The following is a 24,500-nucleotide window of genomic DNA, read 5'->3' on the forward strand; positions in this document are numbered from 1 at the left end:
AGATAGGCTTTGTATTTAGATATCAGCAGGAAGCCGCCCGCCGTAAAACGGGTCTAGCCGTACAGCCGCGCGTAATACCCTCCGAGCGCCAGCAGGTCCTGATGGCGGCCCCGTTCGACGACCGTTCCTTGGTTCATGACCGTAATCAAATCCGCATGTTCCACCGTGCTGAGACGATGCGCAATCAGAATGGTGGTGCGCCCCTTCATCAATACGTTCAGAGCTTGCTGTACCCAATGCTGGGATTCGTTATCCAATGCAGAAGTCGCTTCGTCCAGCAGCAGAATCGGGGCGTTTTTGAGAATCGCCCGGGCGATCGCAATTCGCTGCCTTTGTCCGCCTGACAACGATGCTCCTCTCTCCCCCACCGACGTTTTATACTGTTCAGGAAGTTCCTGAATGAAATGGTGAGCGTATGCCGCTTTGGCCGCTTCAACCACTTCTTCATCCGTTGCATCCGGGTTTCCATAGCGGATGTTTTCCTCAATCGTGCCGGTAAACAAAAACGGCTCCTGCGGAACGTATGCAATCTGCCTGCGGATTTCGTCCAGTGTGTAATGGCCAAACGGTTTGCCTTGGAGCAGGATATCTCCGCTGTCCACAGGATAAAAGCCGAGCAACAGCTTGATCAACGTACTTTTGCCGCTGCCGCTGGCTCCCACGATCGCAGCGACCTGACCAGGAAACACCTGCATGGACATGTCGACAAGTACCTTTTTATCCGCCTGATAGGAAAATTCCACATCGCGAAACTCCACCGCAGCCTCCGATACAAGCTCGCTGTGAGAAGATCCCAGACGCTCCGGTTCCTCTTCCTCACTTAGTACCTCTTGAATCCGGTGAGCGCCCGCGAGCGAATTCTGGGTCATCGACAGAACCATCCCCAAGTTCAACAAGGCGTGCGTCAGATTCACTTGCAAAACAGCCAGAGCGGCGACACTTCCCATTCCCATCAATCCGTAGGCATAAAGAAGACTGCCGATGACGATGATGCCGCAAAACGTGACGTAACTGATAAAATGGTTTACCGCAGCCTGCATACCGTTCTTCTTCGCCGTTTGCCGAAGCGTTTGCGTCATTTGTTCGTTCAACGCCTCGTACTGGCCGTAAATCGTGCGGATGCGGAACAGCTTCACAATTTGAATGCCGCCCATAAAATCTTTGAATTTTTCGGTCATTTTACCGAGCGTTTGCAAGCCTTGTTCGGACAAAACGCGGATATCCCGTGCAAATTTCAGGCTGACCAGAGAGGACAGCAGCAGAATGACGAAGGATACGCCAGCAAACCGCCAATCGATCACCACCATGGAGACAATGGAGCCGATGCAGAAGACAACTTGAAGCAGCAGAACGAAGTAAACCTGCGAGAATGTAAATTCAACGGTCGTTACGTCGTTGTTCACCCTCGACAGCAAGTCCCCATGGTGCGTCTGCTCCAGGAATTTCGGCCGCACCCGGCACAGCTTGTCATAAAGACGTTTGCGGATATTCAGCACGGTCAGCTCTACACTGCGCTGGTATAAGTAAATGAACCAGGGAGAAATTATATTTTCCAGGAACAGGGCCGCGCCCAAAATAATAAAAGCTTCCACCATCAGGGACGTATCTCGGGACACGGCGAAATCAACCAAGTTATGTACGACCAAGCTGAAGGCGATTAGAAACAATGTCTGGGTGAGCGCCGTTACAGCAAGGCCAATCGCGTACTGGATTTTGCGCTTGCGGTTCATAAACGTCAGCAAGTAGCCGAGTTCTTTTACTTGCGAGAGCCTTCCGCCCTTTTTCATGTGTACGACACCTCCCTGCGTTCGGCAGACTCGGTAAATTCCTGGTAGTACGACTGGGCGTACAGTCCCTTCCTCTCGAGCAATTGTTCATGAGTGCCTTTTTCGACAATATTTCCTTCTTCCATAACCCAGATTTCATCGGCGTTTTGCACCGTAGAAAGCCGGTGGGCAATAACCATGGTCGTTCTCTGCTTCATTAATACGTCCAGCGCTTCCTGAACCGCGCTTTCCGACTCCGGATCAAGAGCCGATGTGGGCTCATCCAGCAGCAGAACGGGAGCATCTTTCAGAAAAGCCCGGGCCATTGCAATGCGCTGGCGTTGCCCACCGGACAAAAAGCCGCCGCGCTCTCCGATATACGTCTGGTAGCCGCCCTCAAGCTCCATAATGAAAGAATGAGCCTGAGCGGCTTTGGCAGCTTCGATAATGTCGTCCATCGACGCTTCTTCCCGCCCATAGCCGATATTTTCGGCGATCGTACCGCTAAACAAATATGAATCTTGGGTTACCACGGAAAAATGAGACCGAAGCTGCTCTGGATCAGCGCCGCGGATCAGGCTTCCGAACACACGGATCTCGCCCTGATCCTCCGGAAGCGGATAAAAGCCGCATACCAGCTTAAACACCGTACTCTTCCCTCCGCCGCTCGCTCCAACAAGTGCAATCGTCTTGCCTTCCGGCACCGAGAAGTTAATATTCCGCAGAATCAGGGAATTCTCTTCATACCCGAAGGTTACGTTCTGAAACTGGATGGGGGCGGCGCTCGCTTTTGGAAGCAAACGGCCATTTTCCGTTTCAGTCGGTTGCTCGACGATTTCGGAGACCCTTCTCAGAGCACCGCTCATTTCGAACGTGCGCGTGATGAGCTCAGGAATATGCTCCAGCGGCTCCAGACACAGATTAAGCAAGTACAGGAAGGCGATCAGTTCTCCCGCGCCTAGCTGCCCGTTGTAGATCAAATAGCTTCCGTAACTGACGGCGAAAATGATCGGGCTGATCATCAGCGTAGAAAGCAGCGGGTTGACCCAGGCTTCCCGCTTTTTCACGGCCAGCTTTTTTTGAGCCGTCAATTGCAGCAGCACTTGGTAGGATCGAGATAACATACCCGATAGCAGATAGCTTTTTACAATAGGTATCCCTCCAAGCGTATCCTGGAGGTTGACGTTCATTCGGCCCATGTTCGCTTGGGCTTCCTCCGTCAACTGTTCCAACTGCTTGCCGATCCATTGGGAAACCAGCAGTGCTACGGGAAATAACAGCAGGCTGTACAGCATCAGCTCCCATTGGAGATACATCAAATAAGCGAAACAGCCGATAAATAATAGCGGATGATAAAACCACTGGGCGAGGTCCCGAATCATAAATTGCTGGATGAGCTGCAGATCGTTGTTGATCCGCGACAACACGTCGCCGGAGTGCTGTTTTTCCAAATAGGGGACCGGGAGTTTGCCGATATGACGCATGACATGGTTGCGGATATCTTGCACCGCAGAGGCACTGCTTCGCTCCACACCGAAGCTCATGAAAAACTTCGCCGGCACACCGATCAAGATGACCGCAAAGACCGTGTACACGATCTGCAGAACGATGGGTCCCCCCCCATTCTCGGCCTGTGTGGTCAGCTGCTCGACCAAACTTCCCGTCCATATCTCAATAACCGCGGCGGCTATTGCAGACAAGATACCGACGATCATCCAGCCTTTGTGAGGGCTCACATAGGACATCAGCCAGCGGAACGCTTTCCAGGTATCATAAGCGGTTCGGCGCTTGGAAGGCTCCGCTATGCGTTGTTCTTGAACAGACGTCTGCCGATCAGCTCCCATGCAGAACCCCGACCTCTGTTTCGATCTGCCGCTGGATCTGCACTAAGATGTCACAGATGACAACGGCCGTTTCGTCCACGCGCGCGAGTTCCAGTAATTCCTCGTGTGCACCCTCCAGCCGGTAATCGGCGTAAGCTTGCATCGTTGCCCTCTGCCAGGACGGCAACTGGTGCTTCAGGCGGAATGCTTCGCTGTCCTTCGCAATCAGTTCGTAAATCCGGGCAGTTATCGTGCCTGAATTAATAAGCTGCGCTTCGTACGTCAAGGTGGCTTTGATCTTCCGATGAACACGCTCCCGCACGAGCGGATTGCTCATTAATTCCTTCTCTTCTTCGTCGAAATCCGCAAGCATTTCTTCAAGCTCTTTCTCAGACGTTTCATAAGGCGTGAGTGTGTCCTTAATCCACGAGTCCACCATGAGCACGTCCGTTACGACATACCCTCTTCTTTCCATCGTTTTGGCTACCTCGAACGTCAGGTTGCCTCCGAAGCAGTAACCGAGCAGCACGTAAGGTCCTTCCGGCTGGATGCGAATAATCTCATCCACATAACGGTTCAGCATGGCCTCGTAATCGATGACATCGTCGATAAAATCAATGCCGTAAAGCACGAACCGGCCATCTAGCCTACTTGCCAGCTCTCGGTAACCGATGCCGAAGCCGCTGCCTGGAGGGAAGCAGAACACGTTCAGATCCCCTGTTTTATTCAGCTTAATGAAGGAGTCTCCCCCTTTATCCAGACCCAGATCCTCCTCTCCAAAAGCCATGGCTTCAACGGTTACACTATGGAATTGGCGATTAAGCGGTATCTCGATGCCCGTTTCATCGTAAACGGCTTGAACGAGCCTCATCAGACTTAACGAATTGCCGCCCAGCTCAAAAAAGTTATCCTTTACGCCGACCTGAGGAATGCCAAGTGTATCCTGCCAGACACGGGCGATCTTCATCTCGAGCAGCGTTCTCGGCGCAACATATTCCGCTCCTCTGGCCGCAGCTTCCTCCGGCACTGGCAGCGCTTTGCGGTCGATTTTTCCGTTCGCGGTCAGCGGCATCTGCGAAAGCTGCACAAGATTCGCAGGAATCATATACCCCGGAAGTTGCTTGGCGAGCTGCTCCTTGAGTTCATTCGCCGCCAGCTTTGTTTCCGCGACGTAATAAGCAACAAGTTGCTTATGGCCGTTCGCGTCGTCCCGGGCGAGTACCACCGCTTCTTCCACGCCCCGGACGTTCAGAAGCTGCGTCTCAATTTCGTCCAGCTCGATCCGGTACCCGCGGACTTTGACCTGGTGGTCGATTCGGCCGAGGTATTCAATGTTGCCGTCCGGTAGCCAGGTCGCCAAGTCACCCGAACGGTACAGTTTCTCCCCCTCCGCAAACGGGGAATCAACGAACTTCTCCGCCGTCAGATCCGGACGGTTCAGGTATCCTCTCGCGAGCCCTTCCCCGGCCACATACATTTCGCCCGCAACGCCGATCGGCACTGGGCGGCGGTTTTCATCCAGGACATACACCCTCAGTGTTGGGATTGGCTTGCCAATATTGCTCTTCGCCGCCTCCATTTCGACCCACGTAATTTCCTTATACGTCACGTGAACCGTCGTTTCGGTAATGCCGTACATATTGATCAGCTTTGTCTCCGGGTACTTCGTCTTGAAGCCCTTGAGCAAAAGCGGACTGAGCGCTTCGCCGCCGAAAATGACGTTGCGAATCCGCAAATCGTACGGATGATCCGCCAAGAGCTTACGCAGCAGCTGATAGAAGTACGTTGGCGTCTGGTTCAAAATCGTGACCTGTTCGCGGCCCAGCAGCGCCAGGAAATCGGCCGGATTTTTCGCCGTGAGCGGCGGTACGATGACCAGCTTGCCTCCATACAGCAGCGCTCCGTACATTTCCCAGACGGAGAAATCGAAGCAGAACGAGTGGAACAGCGTCCACGTGTCGAACCGCCCGAAATCGAACAAGTTCTTGTCGTTGAACAGGAGGCGCACAACGTTTTTATGCTCAATCAACGTGCCTTTGGGTCTGCCGGTCGTTCCCGACGTGTAGATGACATATGCCAGGTTCCCCGGCCCGGAAATTGGCTCCAGATTCGAAGCATCCAGCGCACCCTCCAAGTCCGCCCCGCTGTCGCTCCAAACGAAATCATCTATTTCAAGGCGTATTCCTGCGAAGTCGGTCTTCTCATGCAGATGCTTTTGAATCAGCAATAACGGTGCACCCGAATCCTCGATCATGAAGCGGATGCGCTCCTCTGGATAGTCGGGATCGACAGGCACGTAGGCTCCACCCGCTTTGAGAATCGCCAGTATGCCGACAACCATATCGAGCGAGCGTTCGGCCAGAATCGCTACCAGCTGGTCCGCTTCAACTCCCGTGTTCCTCAGCTTGCGCGCAAGCCGGTTGGATCGCTCGTTCAGCTCGCGGTAGGTCAGCTGCCGTTCGTTCATGACAACGGCCACGTTGTCCGGGTATAACTCCGCCTGTTCTTCAAACAAACCGTGAATCGTTTTCCCCCGCTCGAACCCGGTTTCGGTGTCATTAAATCGTTTCAGCAATGTCTCCCTCTCGTCCGGGGAAAGCACATCGGCTTGTCCAAGCTCCAGATCCGGCTGAAATACAAGCACAGACAGGAGCCCAACAAGGTGGTCGGCCGCCTGTTCCACAAATGCGCGTTCGTATCGATTCCGGTCAAAGCTTATTTCCAGCTGAATAGAGTCGTTTTGGTGGTCGAATCGAAAAACCGTATCTGCCGCCACTCGGTTACCCAGCGGTTCAGGATGAATCGGGACGAAGGATGCAACGGTGTTGACGACCGGAAAACCCTCCCCTGTATAGTCCAGATGGAGCGGCTCCACCATTTTCCGAAAAGGCAGATGCTGATGCTCCAGCGCCTCGCCGATGGAGGTTTTGATGCCCCCGAGCAGCGTTATCAGTGTAGTCTGGCTGCTTACGGACGTTTTGATCACCAGGATGTCATGCGGCGGCTGAGTCACGTCTGGGTCCCCGCTATAAGAAGGCATGCCGACCAGTACTTGATCCTGCCCGGTATATTTGAACAGCAAACTTTTTACTCCTGCCAAAACAATCATGTACAAAGCCAGATCCGAACCATTAGCGAGGCGAATAATTCTCTCCGAGAGCTCACTCGGCAGGGTACGGTGAAGCAAAACCGGCTCTGCCGCAGCTTCGCCGCCCGCAGATAATTTGGAGGATTGACTGTAGGGAAGGAAGCTCAGACTGTCATCGTCGTCAAACTTGCTGCTCCAGTACCGTTCTTCCTTTTCAAATAATGATTTCATTCGTACCTCCCCTAAAAATGAAGTGACCGCATGCCCCGGCGCAGATCCGAAAAAACCTGCTTTCGGCCTGCGCGTTTACGGGCTTGATTTACGGAGTTGCAAGTTGTTCGCCGTCTTCCTTGGGATGCGCACCACTTTTGCTTGACGGCGGAGCACGCTTGTAATATTAGAACGCGAATTCGATCGTATCCACGGCACTCTTTGCGCCTGCCGCCGGTTTATGACATTCAATCCGACATAGCTCAAGTTGTGGATTTTCCGCAATTTGAGAAAGTACCCGCAGGTAATCCTCGGTTAAGGTGTGGATCATCGTTTCTTTGAACAGTTTGGTGGCGTAGAAAAAGCCCCCGCTCAGTGCCCCTTCGTTTTCATACATAAACAGCGTCAGATCAAACTTCGCTTCTTCCAAATGGTCAAGCTCGTAATTCTTCAGGCTGACCCCTTCCAGTTCGGCGTCTCGTTCTTCGATATTTTGCAAGTCGAAAACGGCATCAAACAGTGGGAAGCGGCCCGGCTCGCGCTTCACATTCAAACGCTCCACGAGCTCCTCGAATGGGTAATCCTGATTCTCAAAAGCTCCCAAAGCCGTTTCCTTCACTTCATCAAGGAAGGACAGGAACGTTTTTTCGCCTGACGGACGATTGCGGAGCGCCAGTGTATTAACAAACATGCCGATGACCGACTCCAAATCGGCGTTAGTTCTTCCCGCCACCGGGGTGCCTACGATTACGTCTTCCTGCCCGCTGTACTTGGACAGCAGCACGTTATATGCGGCAAGCAGTACCATGTACAGCGTGCTTTCACGCTCGGCCGCCAATTCACGCAGCCGCGCAGAGAGAGAAGCATCGACATCGAACTCCAGATGCGCACCTTCGTAGTTGCGAACTGTAGAACGTTCGTAGTCCATCGGCAGATCCCCCGTCGGCAGATCGCCTTCAAAGGTTTGCAGCCAGTACGCTTCCTGTCGCCCGATCCGCTCTCGGTGAACCTCTGACTGCTGCCAAACGGCATAATCCTTATATTGAATGCGTAGTGGCAGCAGTTCTTCCCCGGCGTATAAACTCGAAAACTCATCCATCACAATCGCCATCGATATGCCGTCCGACACAATATGGTGCATATCGAAAAGGAGAATATACCGGTTCGGCTCCAGTTCGACGACTCCGGCGCGCAGCAGCGGTGGCTTGTCGAGATCAAACGGACGTACGAAGTTGCGGACGATCTGCTCAACTTGAGCCGTATCCTCTGTGTCCGCTTGATGATGCTCGATAGCAAAATCGACCTGCGTATAAATCCGCTGGACCGCTTCGCCCTTCACCATTTCAAAACCGGTGCGCAGCGATTCATGCCGTGTTATCAGTTTCCGCAATGCGGCTTCCAACCGGTCTAAATCAAACTTACCTTCCACTTGCACCAGTTCCGGCATGTTGTAAAGTTGATCCGCTCCATCCAGTGTGTGTTGAATAAACAGCCGTTTCTGCGCAGAAGACAGAGGGTAGTACTCTCTCTCTTCCGCTTGAGGAATGGCCTCATGCTCCCGCCGTTCCATCCGGGCAATCGCATCGGCCATCGCCGCAATCGTGGAGTGACGGAATACGTCTCGCAGCGGCAGATTGACGTTTAATTCCTTAAATACCTTGCCCGCTAATGTCGTCGCTCGCAGGGAGTGCCCGCCGATGTCGAAGAAGTTATCGTAAACGCCAATCTCCTTCGTAAGCCCCAGCACCTCCTGCCAAATTACCGCCAGCTTTGTTTCCAGTTCATTGCGTGGTGCGACGTACTCCGTTCCACTTCCAGCTTCCCCTTCCGGCGCCGGCAGCGCCTTCCGGTCAAGCTTTCCGTTCGGCGTCAGAGGCAGGCGCTCCAGCTCCACGAAGTACGACGGGATCATGTAACCTGGCAGCTCCTGTGCCAACACACTGCGCAGATCGTTCACTAACAGCTTCGCACCAGTATCCGGCGTGTAATACGCACACAGCGCCTTCTGCCCGTTCGCATCACTTCGAACCAGCACCACCACTTCGCGCACACCTTCCACCCGCAGCAGCTGTGACTCAATCTCACCCGTCTCGATCCGGTAACCACGGATTTTCGCTTGATTGTCGATCCGGCCGATGAAATCCACGTTTCCGTCCTCCATCCATCGCGCCAAATCTCCCGTGCGATACAATCGCTCACCCGCAGTGAAAGGACTGTCTACAAACTTCTCTTCCGTCAGCTCTGGACGGTTCAAGTACCCACGTGCTACCCCAACGCCGCCGATAACCAACTCGCCCAGCACCCCGACCGGTACGGGATTCAGATGTGCATCTACGATGTAAAATTTCGCATTAAGCCAAGCTTTGCCAATCGGCACATGGCCTGTCTGCGGCAGTTTCTCCAACTGCTCGTCATAGAAACTGGAGTCAATTGCCGCTTCCGTCACACCGTAGGCGTTAATAATGCGGAACGACGAGCCAAACCGTTCCTGTAAGGTCCGGTAATCTGCCACACTGCAGCTGTCCGAGCTAGTGATCAACAGCTCCATACCACTTAACTCCAACCCCTGCTCATGCACGTACTCCATAAACGGTACGATCAGCGCCGGCGTTGATTCAAAGATCGTCACTTGCTCCCGCTCTATCCAGTAGTACAGACGAGACGGATCAATCCGGTCGTCCTTCGGTACAATGACCATGCTGCCTCCGTTGTACAACGTCCGCGCGATATCACCCACAAACACGTCAAACGAGAAGCTTGCGAGCTGCAACAGCCTTACCGGGAACTGATCCAACCGATATTCCCGTCGGTAACCCGCTGCCGTGTTCACCAGGCTGCGGTGCTCAATCATCACACCCTTGGGCTTGCCCGTCGTTCCGGACGTGTAGATGACGTACGCCAAGTCCTCCGGACGGGCTTCATGGAAGCTGCCTATACCGACAACATCAACATCATTTGGATGACTCTCATTACGGTCGTTCACAGCACCCGTCAGCTCGCCGGAGACCAGACCTGAAACCATGCTGGAGCCATGGCCGAAGTCCATTGGAGCATTCGCTCGGTCTTCGCTGTATGACGTTTCGTCATCGAGATATAGCACCGTCGCCAGTGCCAGCTCCTCTTCGCTGAGCCAGGCTTCGGCACGCTCTCGCAGCGGCGTTTGCGTCAGCAGTACCTTCGCTCCGCTGTCTTCCAGCATGAACCGCACACGGTCCGCCGGATAATCCGGGTCAAGCGGTACATATGCCCCTCCCGCTTTCCAGACGGCCATCACAGCCACCAGAAGGTCCACCGAACGCTCGGCGAGAATGCCAACGATGGTCTCCCGACCGATGCCGCTTGCACGCAGCGTTGCCGACAGGCGGTTCGCTCGTTCGTTCAGCTCCACATACGTTAGTCGGTTATTTTCATACACGACGGCTTCCGCTTTCGGCGTGCGTTCCGCCTGTTCCTCGAACAGTCGGTGGAACGCCGCCACAGGAGCCTCTTCCGGCTGTGCCGGGTTAAACGCGCAGACAATTTCTTCTTTTTCCGCTGCCGTCAGCAAATTCAGCTCGGCAATCTTCGCATCTGGACGGTTCACAATTGTCACGAGCAACTGCTCGTAATGTTTTGCCAGCCGTTCAATCGTCTCCCTTTTATAAAGAGCCGTCGCATATTCGAAGCTGTAATCCAATCCGCCGTTCTCCTCGCCCACATCCAAGCTGATATCAAACTTCGCAGTATCCAGTACGCTCGGATAAGGAATCAGGCGAAGCCCTTCCAGTTCAAATTGCTCGTTCTCCGTATTTTGCATCGTAAACATCGTGTCGAAGAGTGGATTACGGCTTAAATCACGGGTGACTTGCACCTTGTCCACCAATTGTTCAAACGGATAGTTTTGATGCTCAAAGGCGTGTAAAGTTGTTTCTTTGACTTCATTTAGATAGGACAGGAATGTTTTCTCCGAAACCGGATAACTGCGAATCGCCAGCGTGTTTAGGAAAATCCCAATCAACGGCTGCACATCTCCATGATTTCTTCCGGCAATCGGCGTACCAACGATCACGTCTTCCTGACCTGAATATTTGTGCAAAAGCACGTTATATGCCGCAAGCAGCACCATAAACAGTGTCGTGCCCGTTTCCGAAGCCAGCTGTTTCAAACCGTCGGTTTTTGAAGCGTCGAAGAAAAACTCCAGCGTTTGACCCTCATAGCTCTGTACAGCCGGACGTGGATAGTCAGTCGGCATTTCCAGCACCGGAAGCTCGCCCTGGAACATATCCAGCCAATACGTCCCCTGATGCCGAAGCCTTTCCTGCTGCTCCTGCGAATGCTGCCAAACGGTGTAGTCTTTGTACTGAATGCGCAGTGGCTCCAATTGCTCTCCACCATACAAGCGCACGAATTCTTCAACAAAGATTTCCATCGAAACGCCGTCAGAAATAATATGATGCATGTCGTACATCAGAATATGGCGTTCCGGAGCCAGCTCAACAAGGCCTACCCTCAACAGCGGTGGCTTAGCCAAGTCAAACGGACGGACGAAACCGTGAACCACCGTTTCGACCTCTTGCTCATCCGCTTGATAGAACTCCACCGCAAAATTCACATCCTGGTAAATCCGCTGTGATGCTTCGCCGTCCACCATTTCGAACCCGGTGCGCAGCATTTCATGCCGCGTCACGAGCTTACGGCATGTTTCTTCGAACCTTGTCCGGTCCAAAGCACCTTCCAGCAGCATCGCTTCCGGCATGTTGTAGCTAAGCTCCGCACCTTCCAGCTGATTTAGGATAAAGAGACGTTTTTGAGCAAAAGATTGAGGGTACACCTCTCGGTCATCCGCCACCGGAATGGCAACAAATGTCTGCTCATCCAGCCGGTAAATGACGGCAGCCATGCTCTCGATCGTGGAATGGCGGAACACGTCGCGCAGTGGCAGATCCACGTTCAAGTCTTTATGAATCTTGCTGACCAACGTTGTCGCGCGCAGGGAGTGGCCACCGATGTCGAAGAAGTTGTCGTGAATACCAATCTCCTTCGTAAGCCCCAGCACTTCCTGCCAAATAACTACCAGCTTCATTTCCAGCTCATTGCGTGGTGCGACGTACTGTGTTCCGCTTCCCGCTTCTCCTTCCGGCGCTGGTAGCGCCTTTCGGTCAAGCTTCCCGTTCGGTGTCAGAGGCAGATGCTCCAGCTCCACGAAGTACGACGGGATCATGTAACCTGGCAACTCCTGTGCCAACGCACTGCGCAGATCGTTCACTAACAGCTTCGCACCAGTATCCGGTGTGTAATACGCACACAGCATCTTCTGCCCGTTCGCATCATCACTTCGAACCAGCACCACCGCTTCGCGCACACCTTTCACCCGCAACAGCTGCGACTCGATCTCACCCGTCTCGATCCGGTAACCCCGGATTTTCGCCTGGTTATCGATCCGGCCGATGAAGTCCACGTTCCCGTCTTCCATCCACCGCGCCAAGTCTCCCGTGCAGTACAACCGCTCGCCCGTGATGAAGGGGCTGCCTACAAACTTCTCTTCCGTCAGCTCTGGACGGTTCAAGTACCCTCGTGCCACGCCGACTCCGCCGATAACCAGCTCGCCCAGCACCCCGACTGGTACGGGATTCAGATGTGCATCCACGATGTAAAATTTCGCATTCAACCACGCTTTGCCAATCGGCACATGGCCTGTCTGCGGCAGTTTCTCCAACTGCTCGTCATAGAAACTGGAGTCAATTGCCGCTTCCGTCACACCGTAGGCGTTAATAATGCGGAATGACGGGCCGAACCGTTCCTGCAAGGTACGGTAATCTGCCACGCTGCAGCTGTCCGAGCTTGTGATCAGCAGCTCCATCCCGCTTAACTCCAACCCCTGCTCATGCACGTATTCCATAAACGGTACGATCAGCGCCGGCGTTGATTCAAAGATCGTCACTTGCTCCCGCTCTATCCAGTAGTGCAGACGAGACGGATCGATCCGGTCGTCCTTCGGTACAATGACCATGCTGCCTCCGTTATACAACGTGCGTGCAATATCACCCACGAACACGTCAAACGAGAAGCTGGCGAGTTGCAGTAGCCTCACCGGGAACTGATCTAACCGGTATTCCCGTCGGTAACCCGCTGCCGTGTTCACCAGGCTGCGGTGCTCAATCATTACACCCTTCGGCTTACCCGTTGTACCCGACGTATAGATTACATAGGCCAAATCCTCTGGACGAGCTTCATGGAAGCTGTCCATACCGACAGCATCAACATCATTTGGATGACTCTCGCCGCCACCGTTCACAGCACCCGTCAGCTTGCTGGAGACTGGATTAGGAGCATTGCTGGAGCCAAGCGGTGCATTCTCCCAGTCTTCGCTGTATGACGTTTCGTCGTCGAGGTACAACACCTTCGCCAGTGACAGTTCCTCTTCGCCGAGCCAGGCTTCGGCACGCTCTCGCAGCGGCGTTTGTGTCAACAACACCTTAGCTCCGCTGTCTTCCAGCATGAACCGCACGCGGTCCGCCGGATAGTCCGGGTCGAGCGGTACATACGCCCCTCCCGCTTTCCAGACGGCCAGCACGGCCACCAGCAAATCGACCGAACGCTCGGCGAGAATGCCGACGATTGACTCCCGGCCGATTCCACTTGCGCGCAGCGTTGCCGAAAGGCGGTTCGCCCGCTCATTCAGCTCCGCATACGTCAGCCGATCGTTTTCGTACACGACCGCCTCCGCTTCCGGAGTGCTCTCCGTCTGTTCCTCGAACAGTCGGTGGAACGCGGCCACAGGAGCCACTTCCGACTGCGCCGGGTGGAACGCGGCGATAATTTGCTCTTTTTCCTCTGCCGTCAGCAAGTCCAGCTCGGCAATCTTCGCATCTGGACGGCTTACAATCGCCGCAAGCAAATGTCCAAAATGAATCGATAGCCGCCGGATCGTGCTTTCTTTATAAAGAGCCGTTGCGAATTCAAAGTTGCACTCCAGTCCGCCATTTTCTTCCGTAACATCCACACTCAGGTCGAACTTGGCCATACCATATTCGCTAGGGTACGGGGACAATTTCAGCCCTTCCAGCTCAAACTCTGACTCCTCCAGGTTTTGCAGGGAGAACATCGTGTCAAACAGCGGGTTGCGGCTCAAATCCCGGCTAACCTGCACTTTATCGACGAGTTCTTCGAACGGATAATTCTGATGCTCGTAAGCGCCTAAGGTCGTTTCTTTCACTTCTTCCAAATACGACAGGAAGGTCTTCTCCGAAGCCGGATAATTGCGGATCGCCAGCGTGTTGACAAACATTCCGATCAAGGGCTGCATATCGCCGTGCGTTCTACCCGCAATCGACGTGCCAACGATCAAATCATCCTGACCTGTGTATTTATGCAAAAGCACGGTATACGCGGCAAGCAACACCATATATAGCGTCGTTCCTCTTTGAGCGGCTAGCTGCTTCAAGCCTTCGTTCGTTGCCTCGTCCACAAAAGACGTCAGCGTATGTCCTTCATAGCTCTGTACAGCAGGACGCGGGTAGTCCGTTGGCATTTCCAGAACCGGCAGCTCGCCCCGGTAACGGTCCAGCCAGTAAGCTTCCTCGCGTTTCAATTGCACTTTTTGCTCGTCCGATTGCTGCCATACCGCATAGTCCTTGTACTGAATATGCAAAGGCTCTAATGACTCACCGCCATACAAACGAACGAGTTCCTCAACGAACACGTCCATCGAAACCCCGTCGGAGATGATATGGTGCATGTCAAACATCAGTAAATAACGATCGGCTGCCAGCTCTACGAGCTCGGCACGCAGCAACGGTGGCTTCGCCAAGTCGAAAGGTCGGATAAAAGCCTGCACGACTGCAGCCGCTTCTTCCTCGTTCGCATGTCGACACACAACGGCAAAATCAACGCTCTCGTAAATACGCTGTACCGCTTCGCCTTGCACGATCTCAAATCCGGTTCGCAACGTTTCATGACGTTCGATCAGTCCGCGGAAAGCTTTCTCCAGCAGGCTGTGGTCAATCGATCCTTCGAGCAACAGCACACCCGGCATGTTATAGCTCTGATCGGCTCCTTCCAGCTGATTCAGGATAAACAGCCGCTTCTGAGCTGAGGAAAGTGGATAATACGCTCTTTCATCTGCCAGCGGAATCGACGAGAACAACTGCTCTTCAATCCGGGAGAGGGCGAGAGCCATCTCTTCGATCGTTGAGTAGCGGAATACGTCGCGTAGAGGCAGCTCGACGTTCAACTCCTGATGCACCTTGCTCACCAGTGTCGTTGCCCGCAGGGAATGGCCGCCCAAGTCAAAGAAGTTGTCATGAACCCCGATGTGTTCCAATCCGAGCACGCTTTTCCATATTTCAGCCAAGCTGGCTTCCAACGGAGTCCGAGGCGGAGTATGTCCTTCGCCCGGCTGCAAGCTCTCCTCAGGTGCCGGGAGGGAGCGGCGGTCGACCTTGCCGTTCGTCGTCAGCGGAAGCCGTTCCAACTGGATCAGGTATGCCGGGATCATATAGGCAGGAAGTTCCTGGGAAAGAACGCTCTTCAGCTCGGCCGCCGGAAGCTCACGGTCCGCTTCATAATAGGCACAAAGTTGCTTCTCGCCGGAGGCGTTTTCCCGCGCAAATACCGTCGTTTTCCGAATTCCCTCCACTTTCTGAAGCTGAGCTTCGATCTCGCCCAGCTCAATACGGAAGCCGCGGACTTTCACTTGATCATCCGTCCGCCCCACGTATTCAATCGTGCCGTCCGGTAGCCATTTTGCCAAATCTCCTGTACGGTACATGCGCTCTCCCGGCACAAACGGATGGTCCACAAATTTCTCCGCCGTTAGCTCCGGCCGGTTATTGTAGCCCTGTACCAAGCCTTCTCCGCCGACGCAAAGTTCCCCGGCCACGCCGATCGGCAGAAGTTTATTCTGGCTGTCGACGATATACACCGTCGTATTGCTGATCGGCCGTCCGATGGGTACGGTAAGCGCGGACTCATCGACAAAGTCGACTGGAAGATACGTGGTATAAACCGTGCTTTCTGATGGACCGTACAGGTGGTTGAGCCTGCCCGGTCCGATATGGGCGAGCGCTTTACGCACATGGCCGACCGACACGCGCTCTCCTCCGAACAAAATCGCCCGGACATCCCGCAGGCAGTCGACGTTCACATCTACAAGGACGTTGAAGAAAGCCGTCGTAATTAGCATGACCGAGATTCGCTCGCGCTGGATAAGATCCGCCAGCTGGCCGATTTCCAGCAAAGTCTCGTGGGGAACCAGCACCAGCCGTGCCCCGTTGGTCAAAGCACCGAAAATATCAAAAATCGCTCCGTCAAACGAATAGCTCGAAAGCTGGAGGACATGATCCCGCTCAGTGATGTCGATATAATTCGTATTTCGCACGATCCGCACGATATTGCGGTGCGAAACAAGGTTTCCTTTTGGCTTGCCCGTCGTGCCTGACGTATAGATGATGCAAGCCAGGTCTGTCGCTTCGTTGCCCGAATTAAGATTTGTGCGGTCCTCGTGATAGAAGGACTCGTCATCCAGTAAAATCACGGAGTCCGAACCCGCCAGGCGCTCGCGTAATCGGCTTTGCGTCAGCATGACCTGCGCACCCGAATCCTCGATCAAGAAACGGATACGCTCCTCGGGATATTCCGGGTCAATCGGTACGTAAGCCGAACCGGCTTTGTGTGCCGCCAGCATACCCACCACCATTTCGATGGAACGCTCAGCCATAATGGCGACCAGGCGGCCTTTGGATATCCCGTGGCTACGCAAGGTACGAGCAAGGCAATTAACGCGTTCGTTCAGCTCGCGGTAGGTCAGCTCTTGCCCATTCAAGGAGATGGCAGCTGCATCCGGGATGCGCTCCGCCTGCTCTTCGAACAATTGAATGAGCGTTTTCCCGCACGGAAATTCCGTTGTGGTGTCGTTAAAACGTCCGAGAAGGTCAGCCTTTTCCGCCTCTGTCACAAGTTCCAGCTCGCCCACGGTAATCTCCGGGTTATCCGCCACCTGCTCCAGCAAATGAACGAGATGCCCCTTGAGCCGCTCAATGCTAGCTTTATCAAACACTTCGGCGTTAAAGTCGAACCGAATTTCAATCTCGTCTCCCGGCACCACGGTGACGTTGAAGTTATAGTTTGTCTGCTCCTCCATCTGAACATCAGCAATCGTCAGATCGCCATGTTGCTGGTCCCCCGCCTGCTCCATCTGCTCGTCCACCGGATAGTTCTCAAAAGCGATGATATGGTTGATCAGGTTCTGCTTTTGCACGCTACGGGCCTGAATTTCATACAGCGGATAGTAATCATAACGCCCGGACTCCAATGCCCGCTCTTGAAGCTTCGCCATTAGGTCGGCGAACACGGTGTCCGCTTCACTCGTGACCCGGACAGGCACCGTATTGATGAACAGCCCGATCATGGACTCAATGCCCGGGATTTCCGCCGGTCTTCCGGCCACGACGCTACCGAATACGGCATCGTTTGTTCCGTTATATTTTTGCAGCATCACGCCCCAAATAGCTTGCAGCAGTGTATTGACCGTAACCAGGCGCTGTTTCGCCACCCGGTCCATCCGCTCACTCAAGTCCTTGCCCAGCTCGGCGGTGACGTGATCAGCCGTAAATCTGCCGTTGGGCGCCACTTCCTTTTGTCCCGGGAGTACGGTTTGCCCTTCATAACCTGCCAGGAATGCCATCCAATAGTTTGATGCCGCCTGATCGTCCTGTTTCTCCAACCATTCGATATAGGCGCCATAATCCGATCCCTTATCTCCCGCTGATTGCTCGCCGGATGCCAAGGCTGAGTATGCCTCAAACAGCTCCTGCGTCAGCTGAGCCAGGCACCAGCCGTCCATCAAAATATGTTGGAAACTCCACAGTACATGATAACTTTGCTCTTCGGTGCGCAGGATCGTGAACCGAACGAGCGCGTCATGTTCCATGTCGAAGCCGCGAAGCTTGTCCTCCTCGGCCTTTTTATCCAAGTAAGCTTGTTTCTCGTCCATCTGCAAATGAAGCAGCTCTTCATATTCAAAACCGACCGGTTTGTCGCGGTATATGATTTGCAGCGGCTCGCCCGCGGGTCCTTTCACAAAATTCGCCCGCAGCACCAGATGACGTTTCGCAAGTTCCATCCAACTCCTCTCAAAAAGCTGGACGTCGAGCGCTCCCCGCATCGTAAACCGCGTCTGCTCAAAATAAGCCGCCGTTTGCCGGTCAAGCGCGCTGTGGAACCACATACCTTTCTGCATCGGCGTAAGTGAGTAAATATTTTCGATTTCCCCGAGATGGCACGAGCGCTGGGCGATTTGCTCCAATTCTGCAATGGTCAAGCCTTTAAATTGCACGTCACTCGGCGTCAATTCTGTGTTTTCTTTGCCTGCACAGTGGATAATGAGGTCTCGGAGACTTTGCTCAAGCCGCTGAGCGAGGGCTTCCATCGTTTCCTTGCGATACTGCTTCCGGCTGTAGCTGAGATCGAGCGATAAAGCGCCGTCCAGCACCATACCGTTGATATCCAGCACAAAGCTGCGGGCCTGCCGGTCGCTAGCCGGGTTGCCGCTGGAATAAGAAGATATGCCGATCTCGTCCTGGTCGACATCATCGTCGAACTGGCCGAGGTAGTTAAAATTAATTTCCGGCTCTGCGCCCCAAACCAAGCCATCCTCCGATTTAGAGAGATAGCGGCATATGCCGTACCCTAGCCCCTTGTTCGGAATACGGCGCAAGTTTTCCTTGACCTGTTTAATCTGATATGCCAAATCTCGGTCGGTTTCCGGTTCCAGGACGACCGGAAACTTGGTCGTAAACCAGCCAACTGTACGCGTGATGTCGATATCCGTTCCGATCGATTCACGTCCGTGTCCTTCGAGATTGATCCGCACCCGTTCATGCCCCGTCCATTTGCGTAAGGCTATGCCGAGCGCCGTTACCAAAATATCATTCATTTCAGTGTTGTAGGCACGGTGAACCCGCTTCAGTAGCAGCTCCGTTTCTTCGGGAGTCAAACGGACAAACAGCGATTCGCTGTCATGCTGCGTCGTAACGTCCGCCTCCATATCCTTCGGCACGGCCAGAACCTCCATTTGTTCCACGGCCTGCCAATAGGCCCGTTCCTTTGCCATCTCCGGACTTTGCGCGTAAGCAGTCAGCTGCTCGGACCAAGTGCGGTACGCATCTGTTTTCGCCGGGAAACGAATTCCCTCACTTTTTCCAATCTGCTCGTAACCTAGAGCGAAATCCTCCATCAAAATGCGCCAAGACACGCCGTCTACCACGGCATGATGAACCGCGAGCAGCAAATGATCTCCGTCCTCGCACTGGAGCAGTGCCGCCTTCATGAGGGGCCCGTTCTCCAAATCAATGCCTGCTTGAATGTCCGTTGCCTTCGCTTCCACAGCCTGCGTGGGATTCTCCGCATCCTTAAAGTCGAACACGTCCAGCGTGAACAGCCCACCATCCTGAATCGCTCGTGTTAACGCACCAAACCCTTGTTCCGTCTTGCAGAACACCATGCGTAAGGCGTCATGATGCTCTGCCAGCTTTTGCAGCACCTGATACACGATCTCTTCGTTGAAGCGTTCCTTCCGGTACAGCATCACCGACTGGTTGAAATGATGTGGGTCCGCAAAGGAACTCTCGAAAAACCAATGCTGAATCGGCGTCAACGCCGTTTCACCCGTTATTTCGCCTTGATCGATGGTACTTCTGATCGGTTTCACATGCAGGCTGAGCTGTGAAATCGTCGGATATTTGAATAAATCCCGGATTTCCAGCTTGTACCCGGCTTGATGAAGCCGCGAAGATACTTGAATGGACTTGATCGAGTCTCCGCCCAGCTCAAAGAAATGATCCGTTACCCCAACACGATCGGCGTTCAATACCGCCTGCCACACATCAGCAAGCTTTTGCTCAGCTTCATTGCGGGGAGCTACGTACGCGCCACCGGTCAGTGCGTTGCCTTCCGGGGCAGGCAAAGCCTTACGATCGATTTTGTCGTTCGGCGTGAGCGGCATCCGTGGAAGCTGAACAAAATACGCCGGAATCATATAATTCGGCAATTTTTGCGCCAGCGCGCTTCTCAGCTCGCCGAGCGTAAGAGGGAGGCTCGCGACCAGGTAAGCGCACAATTCTTGCCCACTTTTGCCTTCCCGCGCGATTACAATCGTCTCCTGCACCGAGTCGATCTTCAAAAGCTGCTCTTCAATCTCACCGACCTCGATTCGGAATCCACGGATTTTCACCTGATGGTCGATTCGGCCCAAGTACTCCATATTACCGTCAGGCAGCCAGCGGGCGAGATCTCCTGTCCGGTAAAGGCGTTCTCCCGGCGCAAACGGATGTTCCACGAACTTCTCTGCCGTCAGCTCCGGTTGGTTCAGGTAACCTCTCGCAAGCCCCACGCCTGCCACGCACAGCTCGCCGTCCACTCCCGGAGGCACAAGTTGCAGGTGGGCATCCAAAATAAAAATCTGATGATTAGCCAGCGGGCGCCCAATCGGAATGACTCTGCGCTCCGGCTGCTGCTCATCCGCATCCCAAAGCGTCGTAACAATCGAAGCTTCGGTAGGGCCGTAAGCATTGAAATAGTGAACCTTCGCTTTCCACTGCTGCACGAATTCGGCCGATACCGCCGAACCTCCCGTTACAAGCTTTGTTAAGCTGGGAAGACGATCCGGGTTCAAATGAGCGCTGTACGTCGGAGGCAAAATCGCCGCTGTAATCGCATGCTCGTTCATATAACTCTCGAACAGACGAGTGTCGAGAATTGTTTCGGCTGTCGGGATGTACAAAGCCGCGCCAAAATAGAGTGCTTTGAATACTTCCCAGCAGGATGCGTCGAAGGACAAGCTCGCAAATTGTACGATCCGGTCATGCTCCGTGATGCCCAGCCTGTCTGCGAACATCAGCTTCAAGCTGACCAAACCACGATGCTCCAGCATGACCCCTTTGGGTTTGCCCGTTGTACCTGACGTATAAATGACATAAGCAAGATCGTTTGGACCGCTGACTGCCTCCAGGTTCGAGCAATCGTCGCTATAGGCTTGCTCGTCATCAAGCGCCAATACGGTCCCTTGAAACGGGACTTGCTGTAACAGCTCTCTTTGAGTCAGCAGCAGCTGCGCGTTCGAGTTCTCCAGAATGTAGCGGATACGTTCTTCCGGGTACTCCGGGTCGATCGGCACGTAAGCACCGCCAGCTTTCAGAACCGCCAGAATGCCAATGACCGTCTCCAGTGATCTCCTGACCATCAAGCCTACTAACTGATTGGGCAGCACACCGACCGATCGTAGCGTATGCGCCAGCTGGTTTGCCCGTTCGTTCAACTCTGCGTATGAAAGCCGCTGCCCCTCAAAGACAACCGCAGTCGCCTCGGGCACACGCTTCGCTTGCTCCTCCACAAGCTGATGAATCGTCCGATCAAGAGGATAGTCCTTCTCTGTATCGTTGAAGCTTTGCAGTAATTGAAATTTTTCGTCCTCCGACAGCATGTCCGCTCGCACGATGTCCAGCTCCAGCTCATAAAGCCCCACGGACAGCAGGCGATTCAGGTGGCCGACGACCCGACTCATGAACTCGGAGTCATATAAGTGCTCGTTATATGACAGCGCTAGCTGTATCGTCCCGCCGGTTAAACTGAATTCAAAGGAACAGTCCGTGACCACGTTTTGCCCAATTTCGTCCAGATGCAACTCCTTAAGGGATACTAGCGTATGGACGAAGGGTATCCCTTCAGCATATTGCAGATCCAGCTTCTCCGTCATTTTCAAGAACGGAATATGTTGATGCTGAATGGCTTCCGGCAAGGAAGTCCTCAGTTCGCTCAGAAGCGTCTTAAAAGTTGCCCCCACCGAAAGCGAGTTTTTCAAAATGACCGTATGATTAACGGATCGACGAGTCTCCGCCTTTTTCCGCACAACCGGCATGCCGACCAGAATGTCTGAAGCACCTGTATATTTATGCAAGAGTGCCTGAACACCGGCGAGCAATATCATAAAAGCGGCCAGCGGAGCACCCTTGCTCATTTGAAGAACGCGTTGCGCCGCTTCCTCCGAAAGCGAACCGCCGACGGTTTTCACATTGGGCACCAGGGAGCTTGGAGCTTTGCTGTAAGGCAGCCGCGTCAAAGTATAATCGTCACTACCGAATTTTTCGTTCCAAAACAACGTTTCTTGTTCAAAAGCCATCTGGATCGTTCCCCTCTCTTCATCGGTAAAAGCAATCCGGCGGAGCATATGCCGAAGCAACGCTCCAACCTCGCTCCTCTCCTTTTCAAACATCTGACAACAACATCAATGGCTTGCGCAATGTCACCGCTTCATTTGCCCGGTTGATCGCATGCGGCAATCCTCTGCCTGGCAGCTGTCCCGCTCGGCTCCCATGCGTAAAGGACAACAACAAGCATCGTTCTACGCAAGAGATGCGGTTACTTCGGACTCCTCTGCTTCAATAAGATTGCTGCCGACGAGTCACCCGAAGACGGGATTTGGTTTAACATGGGATTCAGAATTGGATTTGGGGATAGACGACAAGATATGTTCCTCCTGTCGATGTAAGGCTTGCCGCAGGGTTCCAGCCGTCCAGCAGGAAGTCGACCGTACCTCCTGATTTGGCACCCGAGCTGCCTTTGACGAAGCCTATGTTTAAGGGGTATTGATACACTCTATGTACGATTTGCTTATTCCCCCACAGCCCTGGTTGTGGATAAGTAAAGATTCGGCTGCGGGGTAGTGAGCTTTTCCTGACGATTAAATTTAACGAGGGTATTGCATGAGACTCAAGGAATGCTCCGTATGGCACGAACGGTACTGCCCTTGGATTGCCGGAGAATTCCATGCTGATTGACGTTACCGCAGGTAGCATGAGGAGAAAGCGCTACCTTAACATCAAGTCCGCACGCCCTCCGGAAGGCACTTTCATGCCTCTTGCCGGGGGCGGCCATCGGCTTGGCCAAGCTTAGGTCGTTACTAACAAATCCTTGGTCTCCTGAGAGATCACCTGCTGCATACTGGACTTGATAATGGCGCAGCCGGCGGTCAGATGCTCCATCGAGACGGTCAGCGGAGGCATGATCTTCAGCACACAATCTCCTCTGCCGGCTCTTTCAATGATGAGCCCGTTCTCGAAGCTGATATCCGTCACCCGCTTCGCCCCGGCTTCATCCATGAACCCCGAGACGTCAATGCCCCAGATCAGGCCGAGTCCGCGGATGGCGATGGACGGATGCAGAGGCTTGATTTCTTGATCAAGGAACGAGCGCACATACTCTTCCTTCTGCTTCACCTGAGCTTCCAGTTCGGTTCTGTCCCGGAACTCGAGAGCAGCCTTCGCGGCCACAAAAGCCAGCTGGTTGCCGCGGAAGGTGCCGTTGTGCTCGCCCGGCGTCCAGATATCCAGTTCGGGCTTCAGCAGCAGGAGGGACATTGGCAGGCCGTACCCGCTGATCGACTTCGACAGGGTAATGAGATCCGGCTCGATCCCTGCACGTTCGAAGGAGAAGAATTCGCCTGTCCGACCGCATCCTACTTGAATCTCGTCTGTAATGAGCAAAATATCGTGCCTGCGGCAAAGCTGCTGCAGCTCGCGTAGCCACTGCGCGTCGACAACGTGAATTCCTCCTTCGGCTTGTACCGTTTCAAGCAGGATCGCGGCTGGCTTGTCGATTCCGGAGTGCGAATCAGTCAGGATATTTTCGATATAGCCGAGAGTATCCATTTCTGCAAAAGCCCCGCTCGGGTGCGGCATGAACGTAACTCCGTCCAGAGGGAGCCCCGCCCCTTCTCTCATGGACTTGGAGCTTGTCGCCGACAGACTGCCGAGCGACATACCGTGGAAGCCACCCATGAATGCGAATATTCCACTTCTCTTCTTCGCCTTGCGTGCGAGCTTCAGGGCCGCTTCCACCGCATTCGTCCCTGTTGGACCGCAGAATTGAAGCTTGTAATTCAGCTTCTTCGGCTCCAGGATCCGCTCTGAGAAGCTCTGGATGAATTCACGTTTGGCCATTGTATACATATCCAGACCGTGCATAATCCGGTCGGAGGTCAAGTAATCAAGAACCCGGTCTTTAATATAATCGTTGTTATGACCGTAATTGAGTGCCCCGGCACCTGCAAAGAAATCAATATATGCTCTTCCGTCCTCAGAATATAAAAGGTCTCCCTTGGCCCGGTCGAATACCACCGGAAAACTTCTGCAGTAAGATCTTACGTTGGATTCCAGCTTTTCAAAAATGCTCACTCACTTCATCCTCCATCGGAATTGGGATAAGGTTGGCTCCATCTTTCTGAACCTTCCTTTCTGAACCTTCTGACGTCATGGAGCAACATATTCTAGGCTGTCATTTTCCACAATTGTTGGTCCCCGCATGCCGGCTTGTTGGTTAGCCAGTAGACTGGTCTCTCGCACACAGCTTGGATGGGTATAAAAAACCCCACAATTCCATTTATTAGAATAATAGGGAATAAGACCTAGGTTGAATTATATCAAAATTTACAAGAATGTATAGTGAAATTTTTGTTAAATATAGTCATTATAATGTTAAATTTGGTTCACGAAACATAATGTGTTAACATTTTTCATTAAAAAGAGTGAATAGCAAGGAAACGTTGGGAATGGTTTTACATCAATCGAGGAATTCGACGCG

Annotated in this window: 7 protein-coding genes; all 7 read right to left on the reverse strand. The window is 53.6% G+C overall.

Annotated elements, in window-relative coordinates; all coding sequences use genetic code 11:
- Window positions 1-53: 53 nt before the first annotated feature.
- The 7 genes from MKZ13_RS27150 to ectB all read right to left on the reverse strand — a co-directional run bounded on the left by MKZ13_RS27150 (window position 54) and on the right by ectB (window position 24,094).
- On the reverse strand, window positions 54-1,787 hold the full coding sequence (locus tag MKZ13_RS27150; RefSeq protein WP_339179661.1) for an ABC transporter ATP-binding protein: 1,734 nt from the start codon (window positions 1,785-1,787) through the stop codon (window positions 54-56).
- On the reverse strand, window positions 1,784-3,610 hold the full coding sequence (locus MKZ13_RS27155) for an ABC transporter ATP-binding protein (protein ID WP_339179663.1): 1,827 nt from the start codon (window positions 3,608-3,610) through the stop codon (window positions 1,784-1,786). The genes MKZ13_RS27150 and MKZ13_RS27155 overlap by 4 nt, the downstream gene beginning before the upstream one ends.
- Window positions 3,600-6,908 carry an amino acid adenylation domain-containing protein gene (locus MKZ13_RS27160; protein ID WP_339179665.1) on the reverse strand — a complete coding sequence of 1,103 codons (3,309 nt, stop codon included), beginning with the start codon at window positions 6,906-6,908 and terminating at the stop codon, window positions 3,600-3,602. The genes MKZ13_RS27155 and MKZ13_RS27160 overlap by 11 nt, the downstream gene beginning before the upstream one ends.
- A gap of 166 nt (window positions 6,909-7,074) precedes the next feature.
- The gene (locus tag MKZ13_RS27165) at window positions 7,075-22,134 is read right to left on the reverse strand and encodes an amino acid adenylation domain-containing protein (RefSeq protein ID WP_339179668.1); all 15,060 of its coding nucleotides are present in this window, start codon (window positions 22,132-22,134) and stop codon (window positions 7,075-7,077) included.
- Complete coding sequence (locus tag MKZ13_RS27170; RefSeq protein WP_339179670.1) at window positions 22,127-22,249, reverse strand: hypothetical protein; 123 nt, start codon at window positions 22,247-22,249, stop codon at window positions 22,127-22,129. Before MKZ13_RS27170 ends, MKZ13_RS27165 begins: the two co-directional genes overlap by 8 nt.
- Window positions 22,250-22,357: 108 nt before the next feature.
- The gene (locus MKZ13_RS27175; protein ID WP_339179673.1) at window positions 22,358-22,516 is read right to left on the reverse strand and encodes a hypothetical protein; all 159 of its coding nucleotides are present in this window, start codon (window positions 22,514-22,516) and stop codon (window positions 22,358-22,360) included.
- 294 nt (window positions 22,517-22,810) lie between these two features.
- Window positions 22,811-24,094 carry a diaminobutyrate--2-oxoglutarate transaminase gene (gene ectB / locus MKZ13_RS27180; protein ID WP_076217242.1) on the reverse strand — a complete coding sequence of 428 codons (1,284 nt, stop codon included), beginning with the start codon at window positions 24,092-24,094 and terminating at the stop codon, window positions 22,811-22,813.
- Between the last annotated feature and the right edge of the window lie 406 nt (window positions 24,095-24,500).

Source organism: Paenibacillus sp. FSL R5-0701 (assembly GCF_037973995.1).
In the GTDB taxonomy this organism is placed as follows: domain Bacteria; phylum Bacillota; class Bacilli; order Paenibacillales; family Paenibacillaceae; genus Paenibacillus.